The sequence below is a fragment of the Microbispora sp. CSR-4 genome (assembly GCF_008033685.1).
Taxonomy (GTDB): domain Bacteria; phylum Actinomycetota; class Actinomycetes; order Streptosporangiales; family Streptosporangiaceae; genus Microbispora.
The window spans coordinates 40,352-61,747 of record NZ_VJVX01000039.1 but is presented as its reverse complement, the minus strand read 5'-3'; the positions used below and the strand labels follow the sequence as shown (position 1 = coordinate 61,747).

The 21,396-nt window shown below is 71.6% G+C and carries 13 protein-coding genes; 4 read left to right on the top strand and 9 right to left on the bottom strand.

The annotated features are described in order from the left end of the window. Positions 1-110 precede the first annotated feature (110 nt). The 5 genes from FLV34_RS25895 to FLV34_RS25875 all read right to left on the bottom strand — a co-directional run bounded on the left by FLV34_RS25895 (position 111) and on the right by FLV34_RS25875 (position 12,508). Positions 111-4,778, bottom strand: a complete 4,668-nt coding sequence (locus tag FLV34_RS25895) for a HAMP domain-containing protein (protein WP_261985904.1) — start codon at positions 4,776-4,778, stop codon at positions 111-113. Positions 4,779-5,382: 604 nt separating this feature from the next. Continuing rightward, entirely contained in the window at positions 5,383-6,771 is a 1,389-nt protein-coding gene (locus FLV34_RS25890; RefSeq protein ID WP_147944319.1) for a M1 family metallopeptidase, read from the bottom strand. A gap of 96 nt (positions 6,772-6,867) precedes the next feature. Further along, positions 6,868-7,596, bottom strand: coding sequence for a BPL-N domain-containing protein (locus FLV34_RS25885; RefSeq protein ID WP_147944318.1), 729 nt, complete (start codon positions 7,594-7,596; stop codon positions 6,868-6,870). Between the two features lie 12 nt (positions 7,597-7,608). Further along, positions 7,609-11,631: a Pls/PosA family non-ribosomal peptide synthetase gene (locus FLV34_RS25880; RefSeq protein ID WP_147944317.1), complete on the bottom strand. Its 4,023-nt coding sequence runs from the start codon at positions 11,629-11,631 to the stop codon at positions 7,609-7,611. Positions 11,632-11,866: 235 nt separating this feature from the next. After that, complete coding sequence (locus tag FLV34_RS25875) at positions 11,867-12,508, bottom strand: helix-turn-helix domain-containing protein (RefSeq protein ID WP_147944316.1); 642 nt, start codon at positions 12,506-12,508, stop codon at positions 11,867-11,869. A 112-nt stretch (positions 12,509-12,620) separates the two neighbouring features. Here FLV34_RS25875 and FLV34_RS25870 point away from each other — a divergent pair, with 112 nt between their 5' ends. The 3 genes from FLV34_RS25870 to FLV34_RS25860 all read left to right on the top strand — a co-directional run bounded on the left by FLV34_RS25870 (position 12,621) and on the right by FLV34_RS25860 (position 15,951). Beyond that, positions 12,621-13,859, top strand: coding sequence for an acyl-CoA dehydrogenase family protein (locus FLV34_RS25870; RefSeq protein WP_147944315.1), 1,239 nt, complete (start codon positions 12,621-12,623; stop codon positions 13,857-13,859). Next, entirely contained in the window at positions 13,856-14,599 is a 744-nt protein-coding gene (locus FLV34_RS25865; RefSeq protein WP_185948992.1) for an SDR family oxidoreductase, read from the top strand. The genes FLV34_RS25870 and FLV34_RS25865 overlap by 4 nt, the downstream gene beginning before the upstream one ends. Positions 14,600-14,793: 194 nt before the next feature. Beyond that, positions 14,794-15,951: a lactate 2-monooxygenase gene (locus FLV34_RS25860; protein WP_147944314.1), complete on the top strand. Its 1,158-nt coding sequence runs from the start codon at positions 14,794-14,796 to the stop codon at positions 15,949-15,951. Between the two features lie 96 nt (positions 15,952-16,047). Here FLV34_RS25860 and FLV34_RS25855 read toward each other — a convergent pair whose 3' ends face one another. The 3 genes from FLV34_RS25855 to FLV34_RS25845 form a co-directional block, all read right to left on the bottom strand. Next, positions 16,048-17,325 (bottom strand): MFS transporter, encoded by a 1,278-nt coding sequence (locus FLV34_RS25855; protein ID WP_147944313.1) that lies wholly within the window; start codon positions 17,323-17,325, stop codon positions 16,048-16,050. Positions 17,326-17,364: 39 nt separating this feature from the next. After that, a complete protein-coding gene (locus FLV34_RS25850) occupies positions 17,365-17,829 on the bottom strand; it encodes a MarR family winged helix-turn-helix transcriptional regulator (protein WP_205830425.1) in 465 nt (154 codons plus the stop codon). Positions 17,830-18,024: 195 nt separating this feature from the next. Further along, the gene (locus FLV34_RS25845) at positions 18,025-18,942 is read right to left on the bottom strand and encodes an AraC family transcriptional regulator (RefSeq protein WP_142648618.1); all 918 of its coding nucleotides are present in this window, start codon (positions 18,940-18,942) and stop codon (positions 18,025-18,027) included. 143 nt (positions 18,943-19,085) lie between these two features. Here FLV34_RS25845 and FLV34_RS25840 point away from each other — a divergent pair, with 143 nt between their 5' ends. Beyond that, positions 19,086-20,099, top strand: coding sequence for an aldo/keto reductase (locus FLV34_RS25840; protein ID WP_147944312.1), 1,014 nt, complete (start codon positions 19,086-19,088; stop codon positions 20,097-20,099). A gap of 15 nt (positions 20,100-20,114) precedes the next feature. Here FLV34_RS25840 and FLV34_RS25835 read toward each other — a convergent pair whose 3' ends face one another. Then, positions 20,115-21,140 (bottom strand): LacI family DNA-binding transcriptional regulator, encoded by a 1,026-nt coding sequence (locus FLV34_RS25835; RefSeq protein WP_205830426.1) that lies wholly within the window; start codon positions 21,138-21,140, stop codon positions 20,115-20,117. Positions 21,141-21,396: the final 256 nt, after the last annotated feature.

The window sequence follows — 21,396 nt, the reverse complement described above, 5'->3', positions numbered from 1 at the left end:
CGGTCCTGAGCCCGTCGGTCCTGAGCCCGTCGGTCCTGAGCCCGTCGGTCCTGAGCCCGTCAGCTCTGAGCCCGTCAGCTTTGAGGCCCGTCGGCTTGGAGCCGCCGCGCCTACTGGTCGCCGTCGCCGGGCAGCTCCAGCCAGCGCCGCATGCAGACGATGAGCTCATCGGCGTCCACCGGCTTGGTGACGTAGTCGCTCGCGCCCGATGACAGCGTCTTCTCCCGGTCGCCGTGCATGGCCTTGGCGGTGACCACGATGATCGGGAGCTGGGCGAAGCGCGGCATCGACCGGATGGCCGCGGTGGCGGCGTAGCCGTCCATCTCCGGCATCATGATGTCCATCAGCACCAGGTCGACGTCGTCGTTGCGCGTCAGCATCTCGATGCCCTTGCGGCCGTTCTCCGCGTACAGCACCTCCATGCCGTGCAGTTCGAGGATCGTGGTGAGCGCGAAGACGTTGCGCACGTCGTCGTCCACGACCAGCACCTTGCGGCCCACGAGCGCGGTGTCGAGTTTTCCGGGCTCCCGCGCCCCCTCCTCCGAGGGCGGCTGCACGAGCGGCAGGACGCTGCCGGGCTCATCGGCGGACAGGTGCAGGGTGATCCGTTCGCGCAGCTCGTCGAGGCTGGGCAGGCGCTCCAGCGGCTGGTTGCGGGAACGCACCTGCAGCAGGTCCTCCTGCCGGCGCGACAGCGTACGCGAGTGATGCGCGAGCACCGGCAGCGCGCGCAGCGCGGGATCGGCGTCGAGCCCCTTGAGGAGGTCGGCCGTGGTGTCGTGCGGCAGGCCGAGGTCGAGCACCACACAGTGGACGCTCTCCTGCCGCAGCATCGACAGCGCCGACCGGGCGTCGCCCGCGGTCGACACCCGCACCGGTCCGTGGATGTCGTGCAGGTCGGCCGCGACCCTCTGGGCCAGCATGGACAGCAGGCCTCCGGGCTTGGCCTCGACGACCAGCAGGTGGCGCCTCGCCCTGCCGTTCCTGCCGTCCCGTCCGCCCTTGCCGTTCGTGCCGTACGGGGTCCGGGCCGCCGCGGGCGCGTCGTGCGTGACGGCGGAACCTCCATCGGCGGAGTGCCCGGCGGCGGAGTGCCCGGCGGCGGAGTGCCCGGCGGCGGAGTACGCGGCGCTGGAGTGTGCGGTGGTGGAGTGCGGGGCGAACAGCGGCACTCCCTCCGCCCGTGTGGCGGGTTGCTCCCTGCGCGCGCCGCCGAAGTGGGCCAGCGGAAGATAGAGCGTGAACGTGCTGCCCTCGTCCGGCGTGCTGGTCGCGCGGATCTCGCCGCCGAGCAGGGTCGCGATCTCCCGGCTGATCGACAGGCCGAGGCCGGTGCCGCCGTACTTGCGGCTGGTGGTGCCGTCGGCCTGCTGGAACGCGTCGAAGATCTGCGAGAGGTTCTCCGCGGCGATGCCGATGCCGGTGTCCATCACGTGGAAGGCCAGGATCTCCTGGCCGGCGACGCCCGGCAGGTCCACGCCTGCCGCCCGTTCGATGCGCAGCTCCACCGAGCCCGACTCGGTGAACTTGACCGCGTTCGACAGCAGGTTGCGCAGCACCTGCCGCAGCCGCTGCTCGTCGGTGAGCAGCCGGGCCGGCACATCGGAGGCCACGGTCATCTCGAACCGCAGCCCCTTCTGGCTGGTCAGCGGGCGGAAGTTGGCGTCCACGTAGTCGAGGAGCTGACGCAGGCTGACCGGCTCGGGCGTGACGTCCATCTTGCCGGCCTCGATCTTGGACAGGTCGAGGATGTCGTTGATGAGCTGGAGCAGGTCGGTGCCGGCCGAGTGGATGACGTTGGCATATTCCACCTGCTTGGCCGTGAGGTTGCGGGTGGGGTTCTGGGAGAGGAGCTGCGCCAGGATGAGCAGCGAGTTGAGCGGGGTGCGCAGCTCGTGGCTCATGTTGGCGAGGAACTCGCTCTTGTATTTGGACGCGAGCGCGAGCTGCTGGGCCCGGTCCTCCAGCTCCTGGCGGGCCTGCTCGATCTCGCTGTTCTTGGTCTCGATGTCGCGGTTCTGCTGGGCCAGCAGTTCCGCCTTCTCCTCCAGCTCGGCGTTCGAACGCTGAAGCTCCTCCTGCCGCACCTGGAGCTCGGTGGCGAGACGCTGCGACTCGGCCAGCAGCGCGTCGGTGCGGGCGTTGGCCACGATCGTGTTGACGTTGACGCCGATCGTCTCGACGAGCTGTTCGAGGAAGGCCCGGTGGATGCCGGCGAAGCGCCCCAGGCTGGCCAGCTCGATCACGCCGAGCACCTGGTCTTCGACCACGATCGGCAGCACGATGAGGTTGACCGGCCCGGCCTGGCCGAGACTGGACGACACGGTCAGATAGCCCGGCGGGATGTCCTCCACCAGGATCGTCCGCCTGGCCTGCGCGGCCTGCCCGACCAGCGACTCGCCGAACGCGAAGCGGCGCGTGGTGTCGCGGTGGCCGTAGCAGCCGACCACCCGCAGCTCCGCGCCGGCCGTGGTCTCCTCGGCCAGCAGGAACGTGCCGTGCTGCGCGTTGACCAGCGGGGCCAGCTCGTTCATGACCAGCTCGGCGACCGCCGACAGGTCGCGGTGGCCCTGCATCAGCCCGGAGAGGCGGGCGAGGTTGGTCTTGAGCCAGTCCTGCTCCTGGTTGGCCCTGGTCGACTCGCGCAGCGACTCCACCATGGAGTTGACGTTGTCCTTGAGGTCGGCCAGCTCGCCCTCGGCGTCCACGGTGATCGACCGGGTCAGGTCGCCGGAGGTGACCGCGCTGGTCACCTCGGCGATGGCACGCACCTGGCGGGTGAGGTTGCCGGCCAGCTCGTTGACGTTCTCGGTCAGCCGCTTCCAGGTGCCTGACACGCCCTCGACCTCGGCCTGGCCGCCCAGCCTGCCCTCGCTGCCCACCTCGCGGGCCACGCGGGTGACCTCGGCGGCGAACGACGACAGCTGGTCGACCATCGTGTTGATGGTCGTCTTCAGCGCGAGGATCTCGCCGCGGGCGACGACGTCGATCTTCCTGGTGAGGTCGCCCTCTGCGACGGCCGTGGTCACCTGGGCGATGGAGCGCACCTGGTTGGTGAGGTTGTCGGCCATGGAGTTGACGTTGTCGGTGAGGTCCTTCCAGGTGCCGGCGACGTTGGGCACGCGGGCCTGGCCGCCGAGCTGGCCTTCGGTGCCGACTTCGCGGGCGACGCGGGTGACCTCGTCGGCGAACGCGCTGAGGGTGTCGACCATGGTGTTGATGGTCTGGGCGAGCGCGGCGACCTCGCCCTTGGCCTCGACGGTGATCTTCTGGGAGAGGTCGCCCTTGGCGACCGCCGTGGCGACCTGGGCGATCGAACGCACCTGGCTGGTGAGGTTGGACGCCATCACGTTGACGGAGTCGGTGAGGTCCTTCCAGGTGCCCGACACGCCGCGTACGGTGGCCTGGCCGCCCAGCCCTCCCTCGGTGCCGACCTCGCGGGCGACGCGGGTGACCTCGTCGGCGAAGGAGGAGAGCTGGTCGACCATCGTGTTGATGGTCTCCTTCAGCTCCAGGATCTCGCCCCGGGCGTCGACGCGGATCTTCTGCGACAGGTCGCCCTTGGCGACGGCCGTGGTCACCTGGGCGATGGAGCGCACCTGGTTGGTGAGGTTGTCGGCCATGGAGTTGACGTTGTCGGTGAGGTCTTTCCAGGTGCCGGCGACGTTGGGCACGCGGGCCTGGCCGCCGAGCTGGCCTTCGGTGCCGACTTCGCGGGCGACGCGGGTGACCTCGTCGGCGAACGCGCTGAGGGTGTCGACCATGGTGTTGATGGTCTGGGCGAGGGCCGCGACCTCGCCCTTGGCCTCGACGGTGATCTTCTGGGAGAGGTCGCCCTTGGCGACCGCCGTGGCGACCTGGGAGATGTTGCGGACCTGGCTGGTGAGGTTGCCGGCCATGAAGTTGACGGAGTCGGTGAGGTCGCGCCAGGTGCCGGAGACGCCTTTGACGTCGGCCTGGCCGCCCAGTTGTCCTTCGGTGCCGACTTCGCGGGCGACGCGGGTGACCTCGTCGGCGAAGGAGGAGAGCTGGTCGACCATGGTGTTGACGGTGTTCTTGAGTTCGAGGATCTCGCCGCGGGCGTCGACGGTGATCTTCTGGGAGAGGTCGCCGCGCGCCACGGCCGTGGTCACCTGGGCGATGGAGCGCACCTGGCTGGTGAGGTTGCCGGCCATGAAGTTGACGGAGTCGGTGAGGTCGCGCCAGGTGCCGGAGACGCCTTTGACGTCGGCCTGGCCGCCCAGTTGTCCTTCGGTGCCGACTTCGCGGGCGACGCGGGTGACCTCGTCGGCGAAGGAGGAGAGCTGGTCGACCATGGTGTTGACGGTGTTCTTGAGTTCGAGGATCTCGCCCTGGGCGTCGACGGTGATCTTCTGGGAGAGGTCGCCCTTGGCGACGGCGGTGGTGACCTCGGCGATGGAACGCACCTGGCTGGTGAGGTTGCCCGCCATCGCGTTCACCGAGTCGGTCAGGTCCTTCCAGGTGCCGGACACCGCCGGCACCTCGGCCTGACCGCCGAGCTGTCCCTCGGTGCCCACCTCCCGCGCCACGCGCGTCACCTCGGAGGTGAACAGGGAGAGCTGGTCGACCATCCCGTTGAAGACGGTCGCGATCTCCGTCAGCAGGCCGTCGTCTCCGTCCTCGGGAAGCCGGGTGCCGAAGTCGCCGTCCCGTACGGCGGTGAGGCCGGCCAGGAGCTGCCGCAGATCCCGTTCGGAGTCACCGCCGGTCGCGCGCGCTGATCGCGTCCGCTTCGTGGTGCCTGTCCTCTCGACCATGGTCCACCCTCGCGATCACCGTCATAACAGGAGAAAAAGCATATTAAGCACTAAGAACGTATCGGCCGCCGTGACCGCGGGCGTGGACGCGGCGGGTTCACCGCCCTGCAAGGCTACCGAGCAGGCGATCTCCGCGGAGCGCCCCCGCAGGCGACGTGTCGGTGTCGATCACGGCGTCGGGATACATCGGTGGCGTGCATGTTCTGCTCGGCCGGTGGAGTCACGGCCTGCGTCGAACATCTTGTCGTAGTGCTCGCGCGCCTGCTCGGCCATCGAGTCGTCGAGCCACGCGACCGGCTCGGCCCGGTCGACCGAGCGGCTCGTGGTCGGGGCCGCGGCCCATGCCGACGCTCGGCCTGCCGGCGTCGGCGTCGGGGTCCTTGGAGTAGCGCAGATGCAGACCGGGCCGGTGCTCCACGAGCTTGGTCGGCTCGTCCGGGCTCTTGATGGTCGGCAGCCCGCTCACCTCGCCCCTTCCCTGTCGCGCCCCTCGCGTCTTGTGGTCACGCGGGGTGCGTGGGCGCTGTCCTCCCTCCCCATTCACCACCAGGGCAAACCTCCCGTTTCGTGCGCCCGGGGCCCGGCAGCGAAGATCGCGCCGGGATCAGACGCGGGGCTTGGCGGCCTGGTAGAGCCATGCGTCGAAGAACGGGCGGAGGTTCTGCCCGCTGAGCTTCTCGGCGAGGGAGACGAAGTCGGCCGTGGTGGCCGTGCCGTGCCTGTTCTGCTGCGCCCAGGTCTTCAGCAGCGGGAAGAACACCTTGTCGCCGATCTTCGTACGCAGGGCCTGGACGGTCATGGCGCCCCGGAGGTACACCGCGTTCTCGTCGAACATGTCCGCCTGGCCGGGATCGCCGGTCTTGAGGTGCCAGAAGCCGCCGGTCTTCCGGTAGTGCTCGTCGAAGATCTCCTTGGCGGACGGCCCGCCGTGCTGCTCCTGGTAGAGCCATTCGGCGTACGTCGCGAAGCCCTCGTTGAGCCAGATGTCGCGCCAGCTCCGCACGCCGACGCTGTCGCCGAACCACTGGTGCGCCAGCTCGTGCACGATCTCCAGGTCGTCGGACGGGCCGCCGCTGTAGACGGGCCTGCCCTGCGTCTCCAGCGCGGTCACCGAGCCGTCGCCGTCGGCGATGCCGCCCGTGGAGGAGAACGGGTAGGGGCCGAACAGGCCGGTCTCCCACGCGACCGCCTTCGCCGTGAAGTCGTGCAGGTCCTTCGACTCGTCCGCGAGCGACGGGTCGTAGGCGGTCACGTTGGGCATGCCGCCGACCGTGCCCTCGTTCACCACGAAGTGCCCGATCGCGAGCGTGGCGAGATAGGGCGCCATCGGCTGCTTCATCTCCCAGTGCACGGTGCGGTAGCCGTCGTCGTCCGCGCTGTCCGTGCCCGTGTGCTCGCCGTTGGCCAGTACGGCGAGATCCTCGGGCGCGGAGATCCGGAAGGAGAAGGTGGCCTTGTCCGCCGGGCTGTCGTTGGCCGGGAACCAGCTGCGCGCGCCGTCCGGCTGGGACGCCACGTACACGCCGTCCTCGGTCCTGAGCCATCCCTGCTCGCCGGTCGCGTCCGAGACCGCCTTCGGGGCGCCGGCGTAGGAGACCGCGACCGTGAAGGTGCTCCCCGACAGCAGGCCGTTCGGCGGGGTGATGACCAGCTCCTGGCCGTCGCGGTGGTAGGACGCCTGGGCGCCGTTCACCAGCACGCCGCTGATCTGCGGCCCGGAGAAGTCGAGATTGAACCGCGACAGGTTCTGTACGGCGGTCGCGGTGATGGTCGTGGTGGCGTCCACCGAGTGGTCGTCAGGGTCGAACCGCAGGCGCAGGTCGTAGTGTCCGACGTCGTAGCCGCCGTTGCCCTGGAGGGGGTAGTAGGGGTCGCCCATTCCCTCCGATCCGGGGAGGAAGGTGACCGGCCCCGCGGCGGCGGGAGCGTTGGGAGCGGCCGAAGCGGCGATCAGGGTGAGGCCCACGGCGAGGGCGGCCAAGCTACGCACCATTCCCCCATCATGGGGATTTTTAGGTAAAAGCGGTAATTCGTCCATATTTGTCACTTAAATGGCGAATATTCTCATTGGGTACATGCGTCACGGCAGTCACCCGGCCATGACCGCGTCCACGAGGTCGAGGCCGAGATCCTGCGCGTGCCGCACCGGCAGACCGGCGTCGGTGAACCAGTCGTCGGTGGCCTCCGGATGCGGGCCGACCACGGCGACCCGGCCCGCGCCGTACGGTGTGACGAGAGCGGCGACGGCGCCGTTGGGATAGGTGGCGAGGACGCTGGCCCGGCTGCCCGGTTCGAGCAGGAAGCAGGGGCCGTCCTGGAAGAACACGGTCCTGTCCCGGCCGCGCCACCGCACGTCGACGAGCGTGTCCTCCTCGTCATCCACGGTCGCGCCCGGCGTGGCGATGTACTGGTCGGTGTCGCCCGGCAGCAGGGCGAACCCCGGGGTGGCTCCGGCGAGATAGCCGCCGAGGCAGAAGCCGAGATAGCGGCCGCCCCGGGCGACGAAGTCGCGGAGCAGGTCGCGATGCCGCTTGAGATGCCGATAGCCGAGGTCGAGGTCGCCCCCGCCGGGCTGGGCGTACACGGCGGCCCCGGCCAGCGCCTCCGCCGAGAGCGGGATCTCCTCGCGCGGGCCCGTGTAACGGACGTCGAAGCCCCAGCGGCTCCCCTCCAGCAGCCCGGCGACCGCCTCCGAGCAGCCGGGAAGCGAGGCCGGGCCCCGATAGACGAGCGCGAGCGGCCGTCCGGAGCGCGGAGGAAGGGGCTTCTCCTTGCGGAAGAGGCGGCGCAGGGCCCCGCGTACGCCGGTGGATCCCATGGTGTTCCTCTCTCAGGCGGTGGCGGCCTGCGCCGGGATGCCCCGCCAGCTCGTGCCCGGCGTGAGCCGCTCGCCCTTCATCAGCAGCGACAGCGCGCCGAGCGAGACGTCCTCGCCCACCACGGAGTCGTAGAGCACGACGGCACGCGGGCCGATGCTCGCGCCGGACCGCACGGTCACGGCGGACATCTTCATGACCCGGTCTTCGAAGAGGTGGGTCTGCAGGGACACCCCCGATCCGATCGCGACGTCGTCGCCGATCTCCACCAGGTCGAACTCGGTCATGTAGGTCGTCGCGATGCAGGTGCGCCTGCCGATGCGGGCCCCGAACCAGCGCAGCACGGGCGGCAGGAACGGGGTGCCGGACAGCAGCGCGACCCCGGCCGGGACCGCGGCGGCCTCGTACAGCCCGGTGACGAACTCCGTACGCCGGACGAACGTGCTCCACAGCGGCTCCACCCTCGGCCGGTAGACGCCGATGAGCAGCCGCTTGAGCCCGGCGCAGCAGCCGATCACCGTCAGCCCCGCCGCGCAGGCGGCGAGCGGCGAGGCGGCCACGACCGCGGGCAGGGGCAGGACGCGGGCGAGCGCGTGCACGCCCAGCAGGTAAAGGTAGAAGGCGGTGCCGAACAGCGTCGCCGGGAGCGTGGCGCGGAAGAACTCGACGCCCAGGCGGTGCAGCACCAGCCGGCGGGGCGGCCGGAACGTTTGCTCCTCGGAGAACGAGCCGCTGTCCTGCCGTACGGGCAGGTGCATCGGGGGAGAGCCGAGCCACGAGGTGCCCTCGGGCACGCCGTCGCGCGGCGGGATCGTGCTCACGCCCACCAGCGACCCCGGCCCCATCCGGGTGCCCGCCGGGATGACCGCGGCGTTGCCGACGAACGCCCGCCTGCCCACCTCGGTCGGCAGGAAGGCGACCCGGCCCCGGGCGAAGCCCGCGGCCCCCACGCTCGCCATGTCGGCGACGAAGCTCTCCTCCCGCAGCGTGAGGAGATCGGGGTCGAGCTGCGCGGCCGTGGACACCTCCGCGCGGCGGCCGACCCGCGCGCCGAGCAGCCGCAGCCACGGGGCGGTGTAGAGCGTGCCGTAGAGCGAGTTGGTCGACCGCAGGCTGAACTCCAGGAGCTTGTCCGCCACCCACTTGCGTACGCCGAGCCAGGAGCGCGCCGGGTGGACGCCGGCCGGCGCCTTCCGCAGGACCAGGCGCTTGCCCGCGGCCACCGCCGCGCAGACGACGGCGACGTACAGCGGGCCCGCCACCAGGACGGCGGCCGGGCCGGCCGCGATGCCCCAGGTGGCCACGGCCGCCCAGACGAGCAGGACGCTCGGCACGATCGAGGCCACCGCGACCGCCTCAAGGCAGCAGAGGCCGGCCACCGCCGCGGCCACGTGACGCGCCTTCCAACCCGGCGGGGCGGGGGCGCCCAGCATCGTCTCCACCACGGGCCCGAGCGACTCCACGGGGCTCGGCGGCGACCCGGCCCACCGCGCTCCGTCCGGCACCGTCTCGCCCTGCGTCAGCGCGGACTGGTCGCCGAGCCCGGCGTGGGCGCCGACCCGCGTGCCCGGCCCGAGCACTGCGCCGTTCCCGACGAACGCGTGCGGGCCGATCTCCACGGGGGCGACGACCACCCATCCGTCCACCACCACCCACGCGTGCAGGGAGGAGCGATATCCGACCGAGGCGCCCGCGCCGATCCGCAGCAGCGCCGGGAGGTTGACGTCGGCCGTCGCGACGGCGGCGCCGGGCCCGACCCGCGCGCCGAGCAGCCGCAGGTAGGGCCCCATCATCGGGGAGCCGCTCAGCAGCGGCAGCGGGGAGACCGACAGCAGCAGGTGCAGCGCCCACAACCGCACGTAGGTGACGCCCCACAGCGGATATCGGCCGGGCCGCACGCCGGCCGTGAGCGGCCGGGCGAGCAGCACCGGCAGCAGCCAGTGCACGCAGACGTACGCGGTCAGCGCGGCCATCGCCAGCGAGGAGAGCAGCTCGGCGCCCTGACCGGGCAGCAGCAGCCACCCCTCGTCCGTCATCGGGACGCCGGGGGCCGGGCGGGGGTTGGCCCACCCGTACAACGTGACGGACAGCGGCAGTGTGATCACGAGCAGCAGCGCGTAGACGGCCGCGCCCTGCGCGGCCCCGGCCAGCGCGATCCGGCGTCCGGTGTGCCGCAGGGGAGCCGGGCGGGGCGGGGCGGCCGGCTCCGGCCCGCCGGTACGGGAGCCCAGATGCGCGGCGAGGCGGCGCACGGGGGGGTTGGCGTAGAGGTCGCGTACGGCGAGGCCCGCGCCGATCTCGCCGGCGCGCAGCAGCGACACCACACGTGCCGCCAGCAGGGAGTGACCGCCGAGGTCGGTGAAGAAGTCCGCCTCGACCGACAGCGTCTCGGGGGCGACGCCGAACGCCTCGGCCCACACCGCGCGCAGGCGCGTCTCCAGCTCGCCCTCGGCGGGCGTCACCGGCCCGGAGCCCACGAGGCGGCGGCCGGTCGGCGGGGGCAGCCTCCGGCGGTCCACCTTGCCGCTCGGCATGGCCGGCAGCGCGGTCACGACGTCGAGGAACGAGGGCACCATGTAGGCCGGAAGCCTGCGGCGCAGCCGGTCGTGGAGCCGCCCGGCGAGGGCCGGGTCGCCGTCGCTCGCCGCGGGCACGACGTAGGCGGCGAGCTCCTCGGCGGAGGCGCCGGGCACGGGCATGAGGGCGGCCACGGCCTCGGCGACACCGGGGTCCTCCAGCAGCACGTTCTCGATCTCGCCGAGGTCCACCCGATGTCCCCGGATCTTCACCTCGGCGTCGGCGCGGCCCAGATATTCGATGTCCCCGGTCGCGGTCACCCGGCCGAGGTCGCCGGTGCGGTACAGCCTGCCGCCGGGGGAGGCCAGCGGATGCTCGATGAAGCGGTCGGCGGTCAGGTCGGGGCGGCCGACGTAGCCGCGGGCGACGCCGGGCCCGCCGATGCAGATCTCGCCGATCTCGCCGTCCGGCACCGGCTCGCGCCGCTCGTCCAGCAGCACCACGGAGTAGGTCGGCAGCGGCCTGCCGATGGTGACCGGCCGTCCCGGCAGCAGCTCGGCGCAGGTCGCGGTGACGGTCGCCTCGGTGGGCCCGTACGTGTTGAGGATCCGGCGGCCCGGCCGGCTCCACCGCTCCACCAGGCGGGGCGGGCAGGGCTCGCCCCCGACGAACACCGTGCGCAGGCGCGGCAGGTCGCGGGGGATCGTCGCGAGCAGCGTCGGCACGCAGTAGAGCATCGTGATCTCGCTGTGGTCCAGGAAGTCCGCGAGCTCCGCGCCGAACTGGGGTAAGCCCGCCGGGCCCGCGACGAGGGTGGCCCCGGCCGACCACGTCGGCCAGATCTCCTCGATGGAGAAGTCGAAGGAGATCGTCATGCCCTGGTAGACCCGGTCGTCCGGGCGCACGCCGTACAGGCCGGGCACGACGTCGAGGAAGTTGGTGATGCTCGACTGCGCCACCTCGACGCCCTTCGGCCGGCCGCTCGACCCGGAGGTGTACATGACGTACGCGACCGGGTCGTCGCCGGGCGCGCCGTCGAGCGGGCGGGTGGCCGGCGCGGCGGCGGCGAGAGCGGCGGATGCGTCGAGGTCGAGCACGCGGCGCCCCGGCGCGACGGCGGCGGGCGACCGGCCGGCCGTGGTGAGCACGAGGTCGACGCCGGCGTCGTCGAGGATGTAGCCGACCCGGTCCGGCGGCGACTGCGGGTCGATCGGCACGAACGCCGCGCCCGCCTTGCCGACCGCGAGCAGCGCCACGTAGGTGTGCACCGACCTCGGCAGCAGGATCGCGACGCGGGATCCGCAGCCGATCCCCATGCCCCGCAGCAGGTGCGCCAGCCGGTTCGCCCGGGCGTCCAGCGCGGCGTAGGTCAGCCGCACCGGCCCGCACTCCAGCGCAGTCGCCCCCGGCGTCAGGTCGCACCGCGCCTCGAAGACGTGGTGCAGCCGTCCGTGCGACCGCCTTAACGAGATCCGCGAGCCGTTCTCGGTCCGTGCTGTTCGCGATGCGTGACTCGGCATGATCACCCTTTGGCCGATCGCGTATGGCGTGAGCGGGTGCGGTCGATGCGCACGGAGAGCGTCCGTGCGACCCGCGGAAGGGACGCGGAATCAGGTCCGCCGCGGGATTCCCTGATGCCCGATGACACCGCCGCGCGGCGGTCGTCCTACCGAGTGTGTGCCCCCGATGCCGCCGCGCTTCGGCAGCGAATTCCCCGGACAGGGCAAAAGTACGGCGACGACACCCGGGCCGGTCTCAGGAGCGCTGCTCGCGTTCGGCGAGGAGCCGGGCGGTCTCGCCGGAGACTTCGCTGGCGAGGACCGCCGCGACCACGTCGATCAGATGGCTGGTGAACAGCCGGTCGTCCCGGGCAGGGGGACCGCCCGCGCGCCGGGCCAGCTCGACGTACGTCATGCGGATCGCCATGAAGCGCTGGTGCAGGCGTACGGCGGCCTCGGGCAGCAGGGGGGCGACGAGCTCCCGCCAGCGGCCGATGCTGCCGCCGCCGTCCTCGGGGAGGCTGGGCGGCACGCGGTGCACGAGCTGCTCCATCACGCGCAGGTAGTCGCGCCCGCCGTCGGGGTCGGCCAGCTTGGCGGCGGCCGGGCGGACGAGCGCGGCGGCGAGCGTGCGCAGCGCCTCGCCCGGCGGCAGCGGGCCGCGTGCCTCGTACTCGTCCAGGAGCTGGTGGCGCCGCGCCTCGATCTCGGGCCGGTGCTTGGCGAGCACCGCCTTCAGCAGCCCGGCGCGGTCGCCGAAGTGATACTGCAGCGCGGTGGAGTTGCGCTGCCCGGCGGCGGCGTTGATCTCGCGCAGCGAGACCGCGTCGATGCCGCGCTCGGCGAACAGGCGCTCGGCGGCGTCCACGAGCCTCCGGACCGTGGTCTCCGCCGGCATCACGCCTCCCTTGTCGCTCGTGCCTTGTCGCTCCTACGGCTGAAGGATACGGTATTTCAGGCGATCGCATTATTTCGTGATCCAGCCGCATTATCGTGCCCGAGGGAGGGCCATGGCCATCGACTTCACGCTCGCCCCCGAGCACGAGGAGATACGCGCGCGGGTGCGGGCGTTCATCCAGGAGACGGTGATCCCGGCGGTCAAACCGTTCGAGGACTCCGAGGAGAAGGCGCTCACCCGGGACGAATACCTGCGCACGATCTTCGGCCTGCGCCGCCGGGCCAAGGAGGAGGGGCTCTGGCTGCCGCACATGCCCAAGGAGTGGGGCGGCATGGGCCTCGGCCACGTCGAGCTGGCCATGGTGCAGGCCGAGGCGGCCAAGACCAGGCTCGGACCATGGGTGCTCAACTGCGCGGCCCCCGACGAGGGCAACATGCACACGCTGCTCCACTGGGGCACCGACGAGCAGAAGGAGCGCTACCTGCGGCCGCTGCTCGACGGCGTGAAGATGTCGTGCTTCGCGATGACCGAGCCCGAGGTGGCCGGCTCCGATCCCACGCTCATCCGTACGAGCGCCGTGCAGGACGGCGACGAATGGGTGATCAGCGGGCACAAGTGGTTCATCTCCAACGCACGGAGGGCGAGCTTCGCCATCCTGATCGCCAAGACCGAGTTCGACCTGCCGGAGGGCGCGCGGGGCGCCAACACCGCCTTCCTCGTGGACCTGCCGGCCGACGGCTGGAACGACGTACGCGAGATCGAGACCATGCACGGCTCGACCGGCCACAGCGAGATCGTCATCACCGACCTGCGCGTGCCCGGCTCCGCCGTGCTCGGCGGGCGGGGCAACGGCCACCGGCTGGGCCAGTATCGTCTCGGCCCGGCCCGGCTGGCGCACTGCATGCGCTGGATATCACAGGCGGAGACGGCCCTTGACATGATGGTGGGCAGGGCGCTCGACAGGTTCAGCCACGGGTCGCTGCTCGCCGACAAGCAGGGCGTGCAGTGGATGATCGCCGACTCGGCCATGGAGCTCTACCAGTGCAAGCTCATGGTCCTGCACGCCGCCTCGAAGATCGACAAGGGCGAGGACTTCCGTACGGAGGTCTCGATGGCCAAGCACTTCGTGGCGAACAGCCTCAACCGGATCGTCGACCGGGCCGTCCAGGTCCACGGCGCGCTCGGCTACTCGACCGACACCCCGCTGGCGCACATGTTCCAGCACGCCCGATGGGCGCGGTTCGCGGACGGCGCCGACGAGATCCACCAGATGCGCATCGCCGAACGCACCATCGACGCCTATCGGGCCACCGGCACGACCAGGGCCGCCACGGGAGGACTTCCGCTGTGAACACCGACGACATCTCCGGCAAGGTCGCGCTCGTCACCGGGGGCGCGAGCGGCATCGGCGCGGGTGTGGCCCGCCGCCTCGCGGCGTACGGCGCGCACGTGGTGCTGGCGGACGTCGACGCCGAGGCCGGGGCGCGCACCGCCGAGGAGATCGGCGCCGCGTTCGTGCGGACCGACGTGTCGCGGCTTGAGGACAACCAGGCCGCGGTGGCGCTCGCGGTCGAGCGGCACGGCGGGCTCGACCTCGCCTTCCTCAACGCGGGCGTCGCCTCGGGCTGCGGGCTCGGCGAGGACTTCGATCTCGACCGCTACCGGCGCGTGATGGGGATCAACCTCGACGGCGTCGTCTTCGGCGTGCACGCCGCGCTGCCGGCGATGCGGGCCGGGGGCGTGATCGTGGCGACCGCCAGCATGGCGGGGATCGTGGGCATTCCGCAGGACCCCGTCTACGCGGCCAACAAGCACGCGGTCGTCGGGCTCGTCCGCTCGCTCGGCCCGCAGCTCGAACCCCTCGGCATCCGGGTGCAGGGGCTGTGCCCGTCGTTCGCGGACACCGGGATCCTGAGCGGCGACATCAAGGAGCTGCTCGACGAGCTGAAGTTCCCCATCCTCGACGTCGAGACGGTCGTCGACGCGTTCTTCTCGCTGCTGGCGAGCGAGGGCACCGGCGAGTGCTGGTTCGTCGTGCCGGGCCGGGAGAGCCGGCCCTTCCTCTTCCGCCGCGCCCCCGGCCCCCGCTGACCGCCGTCCCCGGCCAGGAGCCGAACCCGCCCGGCGGCGCTGCTCCCACTCAGCGGACACGCTTATCGGCGATCAGCGCTGGTGCGCTCTGACCCCCACCTGGTGCACGGGGCCCGCTGACCGGTTCCCGATAATGTGTTCGCCGGAAGCCGCCGGGGCGACGGCCGGACGGAAGCGGAGCGAGGGCGAACGCGATGAGCTGGGCGGACTTCCAGTACGAGATCTACCTCAACGGCATGACCGGCGCCGTGCCCCGGCTGCCGACCGACCTGACCCGGCTGGAGGAGATGGCCGAGCGGCGGCTCGGGCCCGGCCCGTTCAGCTACGTCGCCGGCAGCGCGGGCAGCGGGCGCACCGAGCGCGCCAACCGCGAGGCGCTCGACCGCTGGCGGATCGTGCCGCGGATGCTCCGCGACGTGCGTGAACGCGACCTGTCGGTGACAGTGCTGGGCAGGAGGCTGCCCGCGCCGCTGGCGCTCGCGCCGATCGGCGTGCTGTCGATCATGCATCCGGAGGCCGAGCGGGCCGCCGCCCGCGCGGCCGCCGCGACGGGCGTGCCCTTCGTCCTGTCGTCGGCCTCCAGCACGCCGATGGAGGACGTCGCGGCGGCCATGGGCGACGGCGAGCGGTGGTTCCAGCTCTATTGGGGCAAGGACCGCGAGGTCACCCTCAGCTTCCTCGCCCGGGCCAAGGCGGCGGGGTTCACCGTGCTGGTCGTCACCCTCGACACGCCGCTGCTGGCCTGGCGGCCCCGCGACCTCGACCAGGCCTACCTGCCGTTCCTGCGCGGCGTCGGCACCGCCAACTACTTCACCGACCCGGCGTTCCAGGCCGGGCTCGCCCGGCCGGTGCACGAGGACCCGAACGCCGCCGTCCTGCACTTCGTGGGGATGTTCGGCGACCCGGGCAAGACCTGGCCGGACCTCGCGCTGCTGCGCGAGCACTGGGACGGCCCGATCGTGCTGAAGGGTGTGCTGCACCCCGACGACGCCCGTCTGGCGGCCGACGCGGGCATGGACGGCGTCGTCGTCTCCAACCACGGGGGACGCCAGGTCAACGGCTCGATCGGGGCGGCCGACGCCCTGCCTGCCGTCGCCGACGCCGTGGCCGACCGGCTCACCGTGCTGTTCGACGGCGGCATCCGCACCGGCGACGACGTCGTCAAGGCGCTCGCCCTCGGCGCGCGGACCGTGCTGCTCGGCCGCCCGTACGCGTACGGGCTGGGCCTGGACGGGCAGGCGGGAGTGGAGCACGTGATCCGTTGCGTGCTGGCGGAGACCGACCTCACGCTGGCGCTTTCCGGCCGCCCTGGGGCCGCCGCGCTCACTCCCGACCTGGTCACGCGGATCTGACCCGGCCCCCAGAACCCCGGAACGTGCCGCCGATTCCGGGGCGGCGAGCCGCAGGGCAGGGCCGGGGGCCGCCGCGCCCGGCCCCCGGCGTCTCGATCAGGTGGCCGAGCCGAGGTCCTCGGCCAGGGCCGCCTCCTCCAGTTCCTCCCGCCGCGCGGCGGCCGGTGCGGCGGCGGCCGCCTCGGCCGCCTGGGCGCGCTCGGCCTCGCCGAGCTGCCGGTGCGCGGTGGCGAGGACGACCACGCTGAGGAGCACGGCCGTCGCCCCCATGTAGAACGGCGCGTGCTGGCTGTCGAAATACTCGGCGAGCTTGCCCGCGACGAAGGGTGCGAGGCCGCCGCCGATGAAGCGGATGAACCCGTAGGCCGCGGAGGCGACGGGCCGCTCCACGGGCGAGATGGTCATGACCGCCTGGGTGGTGACCGTGTTGTTGACGCCGATGAAGATCCCGGCGACGATCACGCCGCAGATCACGACGACCCGGTTGCCGGTGAACACCGCCATCACCAGGATGTCGAGGCTGAACAGGATGAGGTTGGCGTACAGCGTGCGGGCGATGCCGAAGCGGGCCTGCAGCCGCGGGGCGGCGAAGACCGAGAAGACCGCGACGAGGATGCCCCAGCCGGTGAAGACGAGGCCGAGCTGGTGCTCGTTCAGCTCCATCGGATAGGGGGCGTAGCCCAGCAGGGTGAAGAAGCCCCAGTTGTAGAGGAGCGCGGTCAGGCCCAGGACGAGCAGGCCGCGGTGGCGCAGCGCCTTGATCGGGGCCGCGACGCTCGTCTTCTTCGCCGGCGTGGGCGTGGGCCGCACCAGGGTGACGGTGGCGATCAGCGCGATCCCCATCAGGACCGCGACGCCGTAGAACGGGCCGCGCCAGCTGATGCCGCCGAGCACGCCGCCCAGCAGGGGCCCGACCGCGATGCCGACGCCGAGCGCGGTCTCGTACAGGATGATCGCCCCGGCGAAGCCGCCGCTGCTCGACGCGACGATGACGGCGAGCGAGGTGGCGATGAACAGGGCGTTGCCGAGGCCCCAGCCGGCGCGGAAACCGACGATGCCGCCGATGCTGCCGGACGTCCCGGCGAGGGCGGCGAACACCACGATCAGGGCGAGGCCCACGATGAGGGTGCGCTTGGCGCCGATGCGGCTGGAGACCCATCCGGTGACCAGCATCGCCACGGCGGTGACGACCAGGTAGCTCGTGAACAGCAGCGACACCTGGGCGGGCGTGGCGTGCAGCTTCACGCTGAGTGCGGGCAGGATCGGGTCCACCAGCCCGATCCCCATGAAGGAGATCACGCAGGCGAAGGCGACGGCCCAGACCGCCTTCGGCTGCTTGAAGGGGTTGGAGACGGGGGCATGAGCAGAGCTCACCGGACCTCCTGGGAGATAGCGAGGGGAGCGCCCTGATCCCTACTCGTCGGCGGTGCTCTCAAGCAGGCGCCGGAGCAGGGGGAGGAACTCGCCGGCGACCCGCGTCAGCTCGCGCAGCTCGCCGGGGGACAGCGTGCCGAGCATCTCGGCGAGCCGCTCTCTGCGCCGGCGGCGCCGCTCGGCCAGCAGCGCCCGGCCGGCGTCGGTCACGCTGACCCGCACCGCGCGGCCGTCGAGGTCGTCAGCCGTCCTGCGCACCAGGCCCTCACGCTCAAGGCGCTGCACGAGCTGGGTCATCGACGGCTGGGTGACGGACTGGCGGGCGGCCAGGACGCTCAGCCGCTCCGGGCCGTAGCGGTCCAGGTGCGACAGGGTCATGGTCGCCGTGAGGCTGAGATCGCTCTGCGTGGACAGCCGCCGTATGGCGAGCACCGCGAGGTCGTCCAGGACGGCCGCGACCGCCTGATGGTCCTCAGGGGTGTCGGCGCTCGGGGTGTCGGACACAGGAGTTCCTCCGGACGGAAGCAAAATTACATAGGAAGCTTATACAACCATCGGGAGCGCGGCGCATCGCCCCCTTGTCCGGGCTTCGGTCGAGCAGCGGCGGGGGGAACCAGTCCCCGACGCTCTTCGGTTCCTCGCCGCTCGGCTCGTACGCGAGATACGCCCTTTGTGTCGTACGACGTACCGGTGGCCGGATCAGGCGGGCTCGTCCATCAGCTCCGGCAGCCTCGGGGCGTCCGGCGCCATGGCGCTCAGCCGCGCGGCGTCCCGGCCGGGGGAGGCCCCGAACACCTTGCGATAGTCCCTGCTGAACTGCGACGCGCTCTCGTAACCGACGAAATAGCCGATCTCCGCCACGTTTCCCGAGCGGGTCATGAGCAGGGTGCGGGCCGCCTGGAGACGGATCTGCTTCTGGAACTGGACCGGTGTCATCGACGTCGCCGCGCGGAAGTGCCGGTGAAAGGACGACGGGCTCATGCCGCACAGCGCCGCCAGGTCCGTGACGGAGAACTGCTCCCGGTAGTGCTCGCGGATCCAGCGGATTCCCCGGGAGATGTGCGCGAGATTGCCGTCGACGAGGCCGATCTGCCGCACGAGCGCGCCCTGGTCGCCGTTGATCAGCCACCAGAGGATCTCGCGGCGATATCCGGGCGCGAGCACGCGCAGGTCGCCGGGCCGGTCCGTGATGCGCAGCAGACGTACGACAGGGTCCAGCAGCTCCGGAGTGGCCTCGCTCACCGCCATGCCGGTGAACGCCGGGGGCCTGCCGGCCGCGCCCGTCTCCAGCAGGAGCGGCGCGATGTCCGAGGGGCGCAAGGACATGCTGAAGACGACGAACGGCCTGTCCGGGGCGGCCTCCAGGGCCTGGCCGATAACCGGGAGGTCCACCGACACGACGAGGTACTGCCCGGCGCGATAGTCGTACGGGACCCCGTTGAGCACCGTGCGTTTGACGCCCTGCGCGACGATCGCGAGGGACGGCGAGGAGAACGTGGCGATCGGCGACGTGGGCCGGTCGAGGGACGCGATGGTCACGCCGTCCGCGATCCCCCGCTGCAGGCCACCGGGGGTGAGGCGCGTGATCAGCCGGCGCATCTCGTCAAGGAGGTCCATGCGCGCCAGTCAACCACCCGGGCCGAGCCGCGAGATTGACAGGATCGTGCAAGGCGGCGCCAGGATCGGGCTCACGCCACGGCGGGCCGGCTTGGTGGGATGAGCAGGTCAGCAGCCCTGCGAATCCGGAAGGCACACACGACATGAAGCGCAGAACTCTCGGCGCCACCGGGATGTCCGTCAGCGACCTCTCCCTCGGCGCGATGATGTTCGGGGCCATGGGCAACCGCGACCACGACGACGCGGTCCGCGTCATCCACCGCGCGCTCGACGCCGGCGTCAACGTCATCGACACCGCCGACGTCTACTCCCAGGGCGAGTGCGAGGAGATCGTCGCCAAGGCGATCAAGGGCCGCCGCGACGACCTCGTCATCGCCACGAAGTTCGGGCTGCCGATGGGGGAGGACCCCAACCGGCGGGGCGGTTCCCGGCGGTGGATCTTCCGTGCGGTCGAGGACAGCCTGCGCCGCCTGGACGTCGATCACATCGACCTCTACCAGATGCACCGCCCCGACCACGAGACGGACGTCGCCGAGACGCTGTCGGCCCTGACCGACCTCGTCCGCGCCGGGAAGATCCGGGCGTTCGGCTCCTCCATGTTCCCGGCGGAGCTGGTCGTGGAGGCGCAGTGGGCGGCGCAGCGCACGGGGAGCCACCGGTTCCTGACCGAGCAGTCCATGTACTCGGTGTTCACCCGCAGGCCGGAGGGCGCGGTGTTCCCGACCGCCCAGCGCCACGGGCTCGGCGTCCTCGCCTTCAGCCCTCTCAACGGCGGCTGGCTCTCCGGCCGGGCCGACCTCACGACCGGCCACCGGGCCTCGTCGCGGCCCTCGCACTACGACCCGACGACGCCGACCGGCAAGCTCAAGACCGCCGCGCTCGCCGCGCTCGCCGCTCTGGCCGACGAGGCCGGGCTGACGCTGCCGCAGCTCGCGATCGCCTTCGCCCGCTCGCACCCGGCCGTCACGTCCGTGCTGATCGGGCCGCGCACCGCCGACCAGCTCGACGGGCTCCTGCCCGGCGCCGACGTGGACCTGACCGACGACATCCTCGACCGCATCGACGCCATCGTGCCGCCGGGAGTGGATCTCAATCCCGAGGACAACTACGCCGCCACGCCGCCCGCGCTGCAGGACGCCCGGCTTCGCCGCCGGTGAGCTCTTGGGCCTCCGTCAGAGCGGGGGCGTGCTGGAGCCGCGGACGACGAGCGTCGTCGGCAGGATCCGGGGCGGCGGGGTCTCCGCGCCGTTGATCATGGAGACCACCGCCTCCGCGGCGGCCGTGCCGAACCCGGCCTTGTCCTGGGCGATCGTCGTCAGGCCCGGCGGCACGAGCGCGGCCACCTCGATATCGTCGAACCCGACCAGGGCGATGTCCTCGGGCACCTTCAGACCGGCCTCGCCGATCGCGCGCAGCGCGCCGACGGCCATCTCGTCGCCCGCGACGAACACGGCGTCGGGCCGCTCGTCCGCCTCAAGCAGGCGGCGCATCGCGACGTGGCCGCCCGACAGGTAGAAGTCACCCTCCACGACGAAATCGGGCCGCTGCGGCAACCCCAGCCGGGACAGCTCCTCCTGGTAGCCCCGCAGCCGCTCGGCGCCCGGCCGCGTGTGCGCCGGGCCGGTGATCGTGGCGATGGCCCGCCGTCCCTGCTCGTGCAGGTGCCGTACGGCCAGGCGGGCGCCGCCCGCGTTGTCCGAGGTCACATAGGTGGCGCGGGACCCCTCGACGGGACGGTCGAGGCTGACGCAGGGGACGCCCGATTCGGACAGCCGCCGCAGGGAGGGATCCCAGGTGCCGCTGTCGATCATCACGACGCCGTCGAGGTTGTGCCTGCGCACGGCGCGCACGTAGGCGTCCTCCGTCCGCTCCCCGCCCATGTCGCCGCTGGTGGCGAGCATGAGAAGGTGATATCCGCGCCCGCTGAGCGCCGTCTTCAGGCCGATGAGGATTTCCTGGAAGAACGGATGCCGCCAGCCGGGCCGGCGGTGGTCGGTGTCCCACACCAGGCCCACCATGAAGGATTTCTTGGTGGCCAGGGTGCGGGCGGACTCGTTGGGTAGATAGCCGATTTGGCGGGCCGTCCGCAGCACCTGCTCCCTGGTCTTCGCGTTCACCACCTCGGGGTTGTTGAACACGCGGGAGACGGTCGCGGGAGACACGCCGCACAGGCGCGCAAGCTCTCTGATCGTTGCCACGGACCAAACGCTATCGCATCTCGCTGTAACCGGTTTCATGCAACCGGTTTCCCCAAAAATAGGCAACCGAGGTGAGCGCGTCAACCAGTAAGCGGAATTTCCGCTCGTCACGATTTCGTGACTTGACAACCTCCCGCCTTCTTATGTTCTGATGGCGGACATCGGCCGGCTTTTTCGTTGCCACGGGTCCGGCCGCTTTCGCGTCTCGCAGCCGCTTCCCTATCTCCTGTGAGGGAGTTCAGGTGTCCGCTGCGGA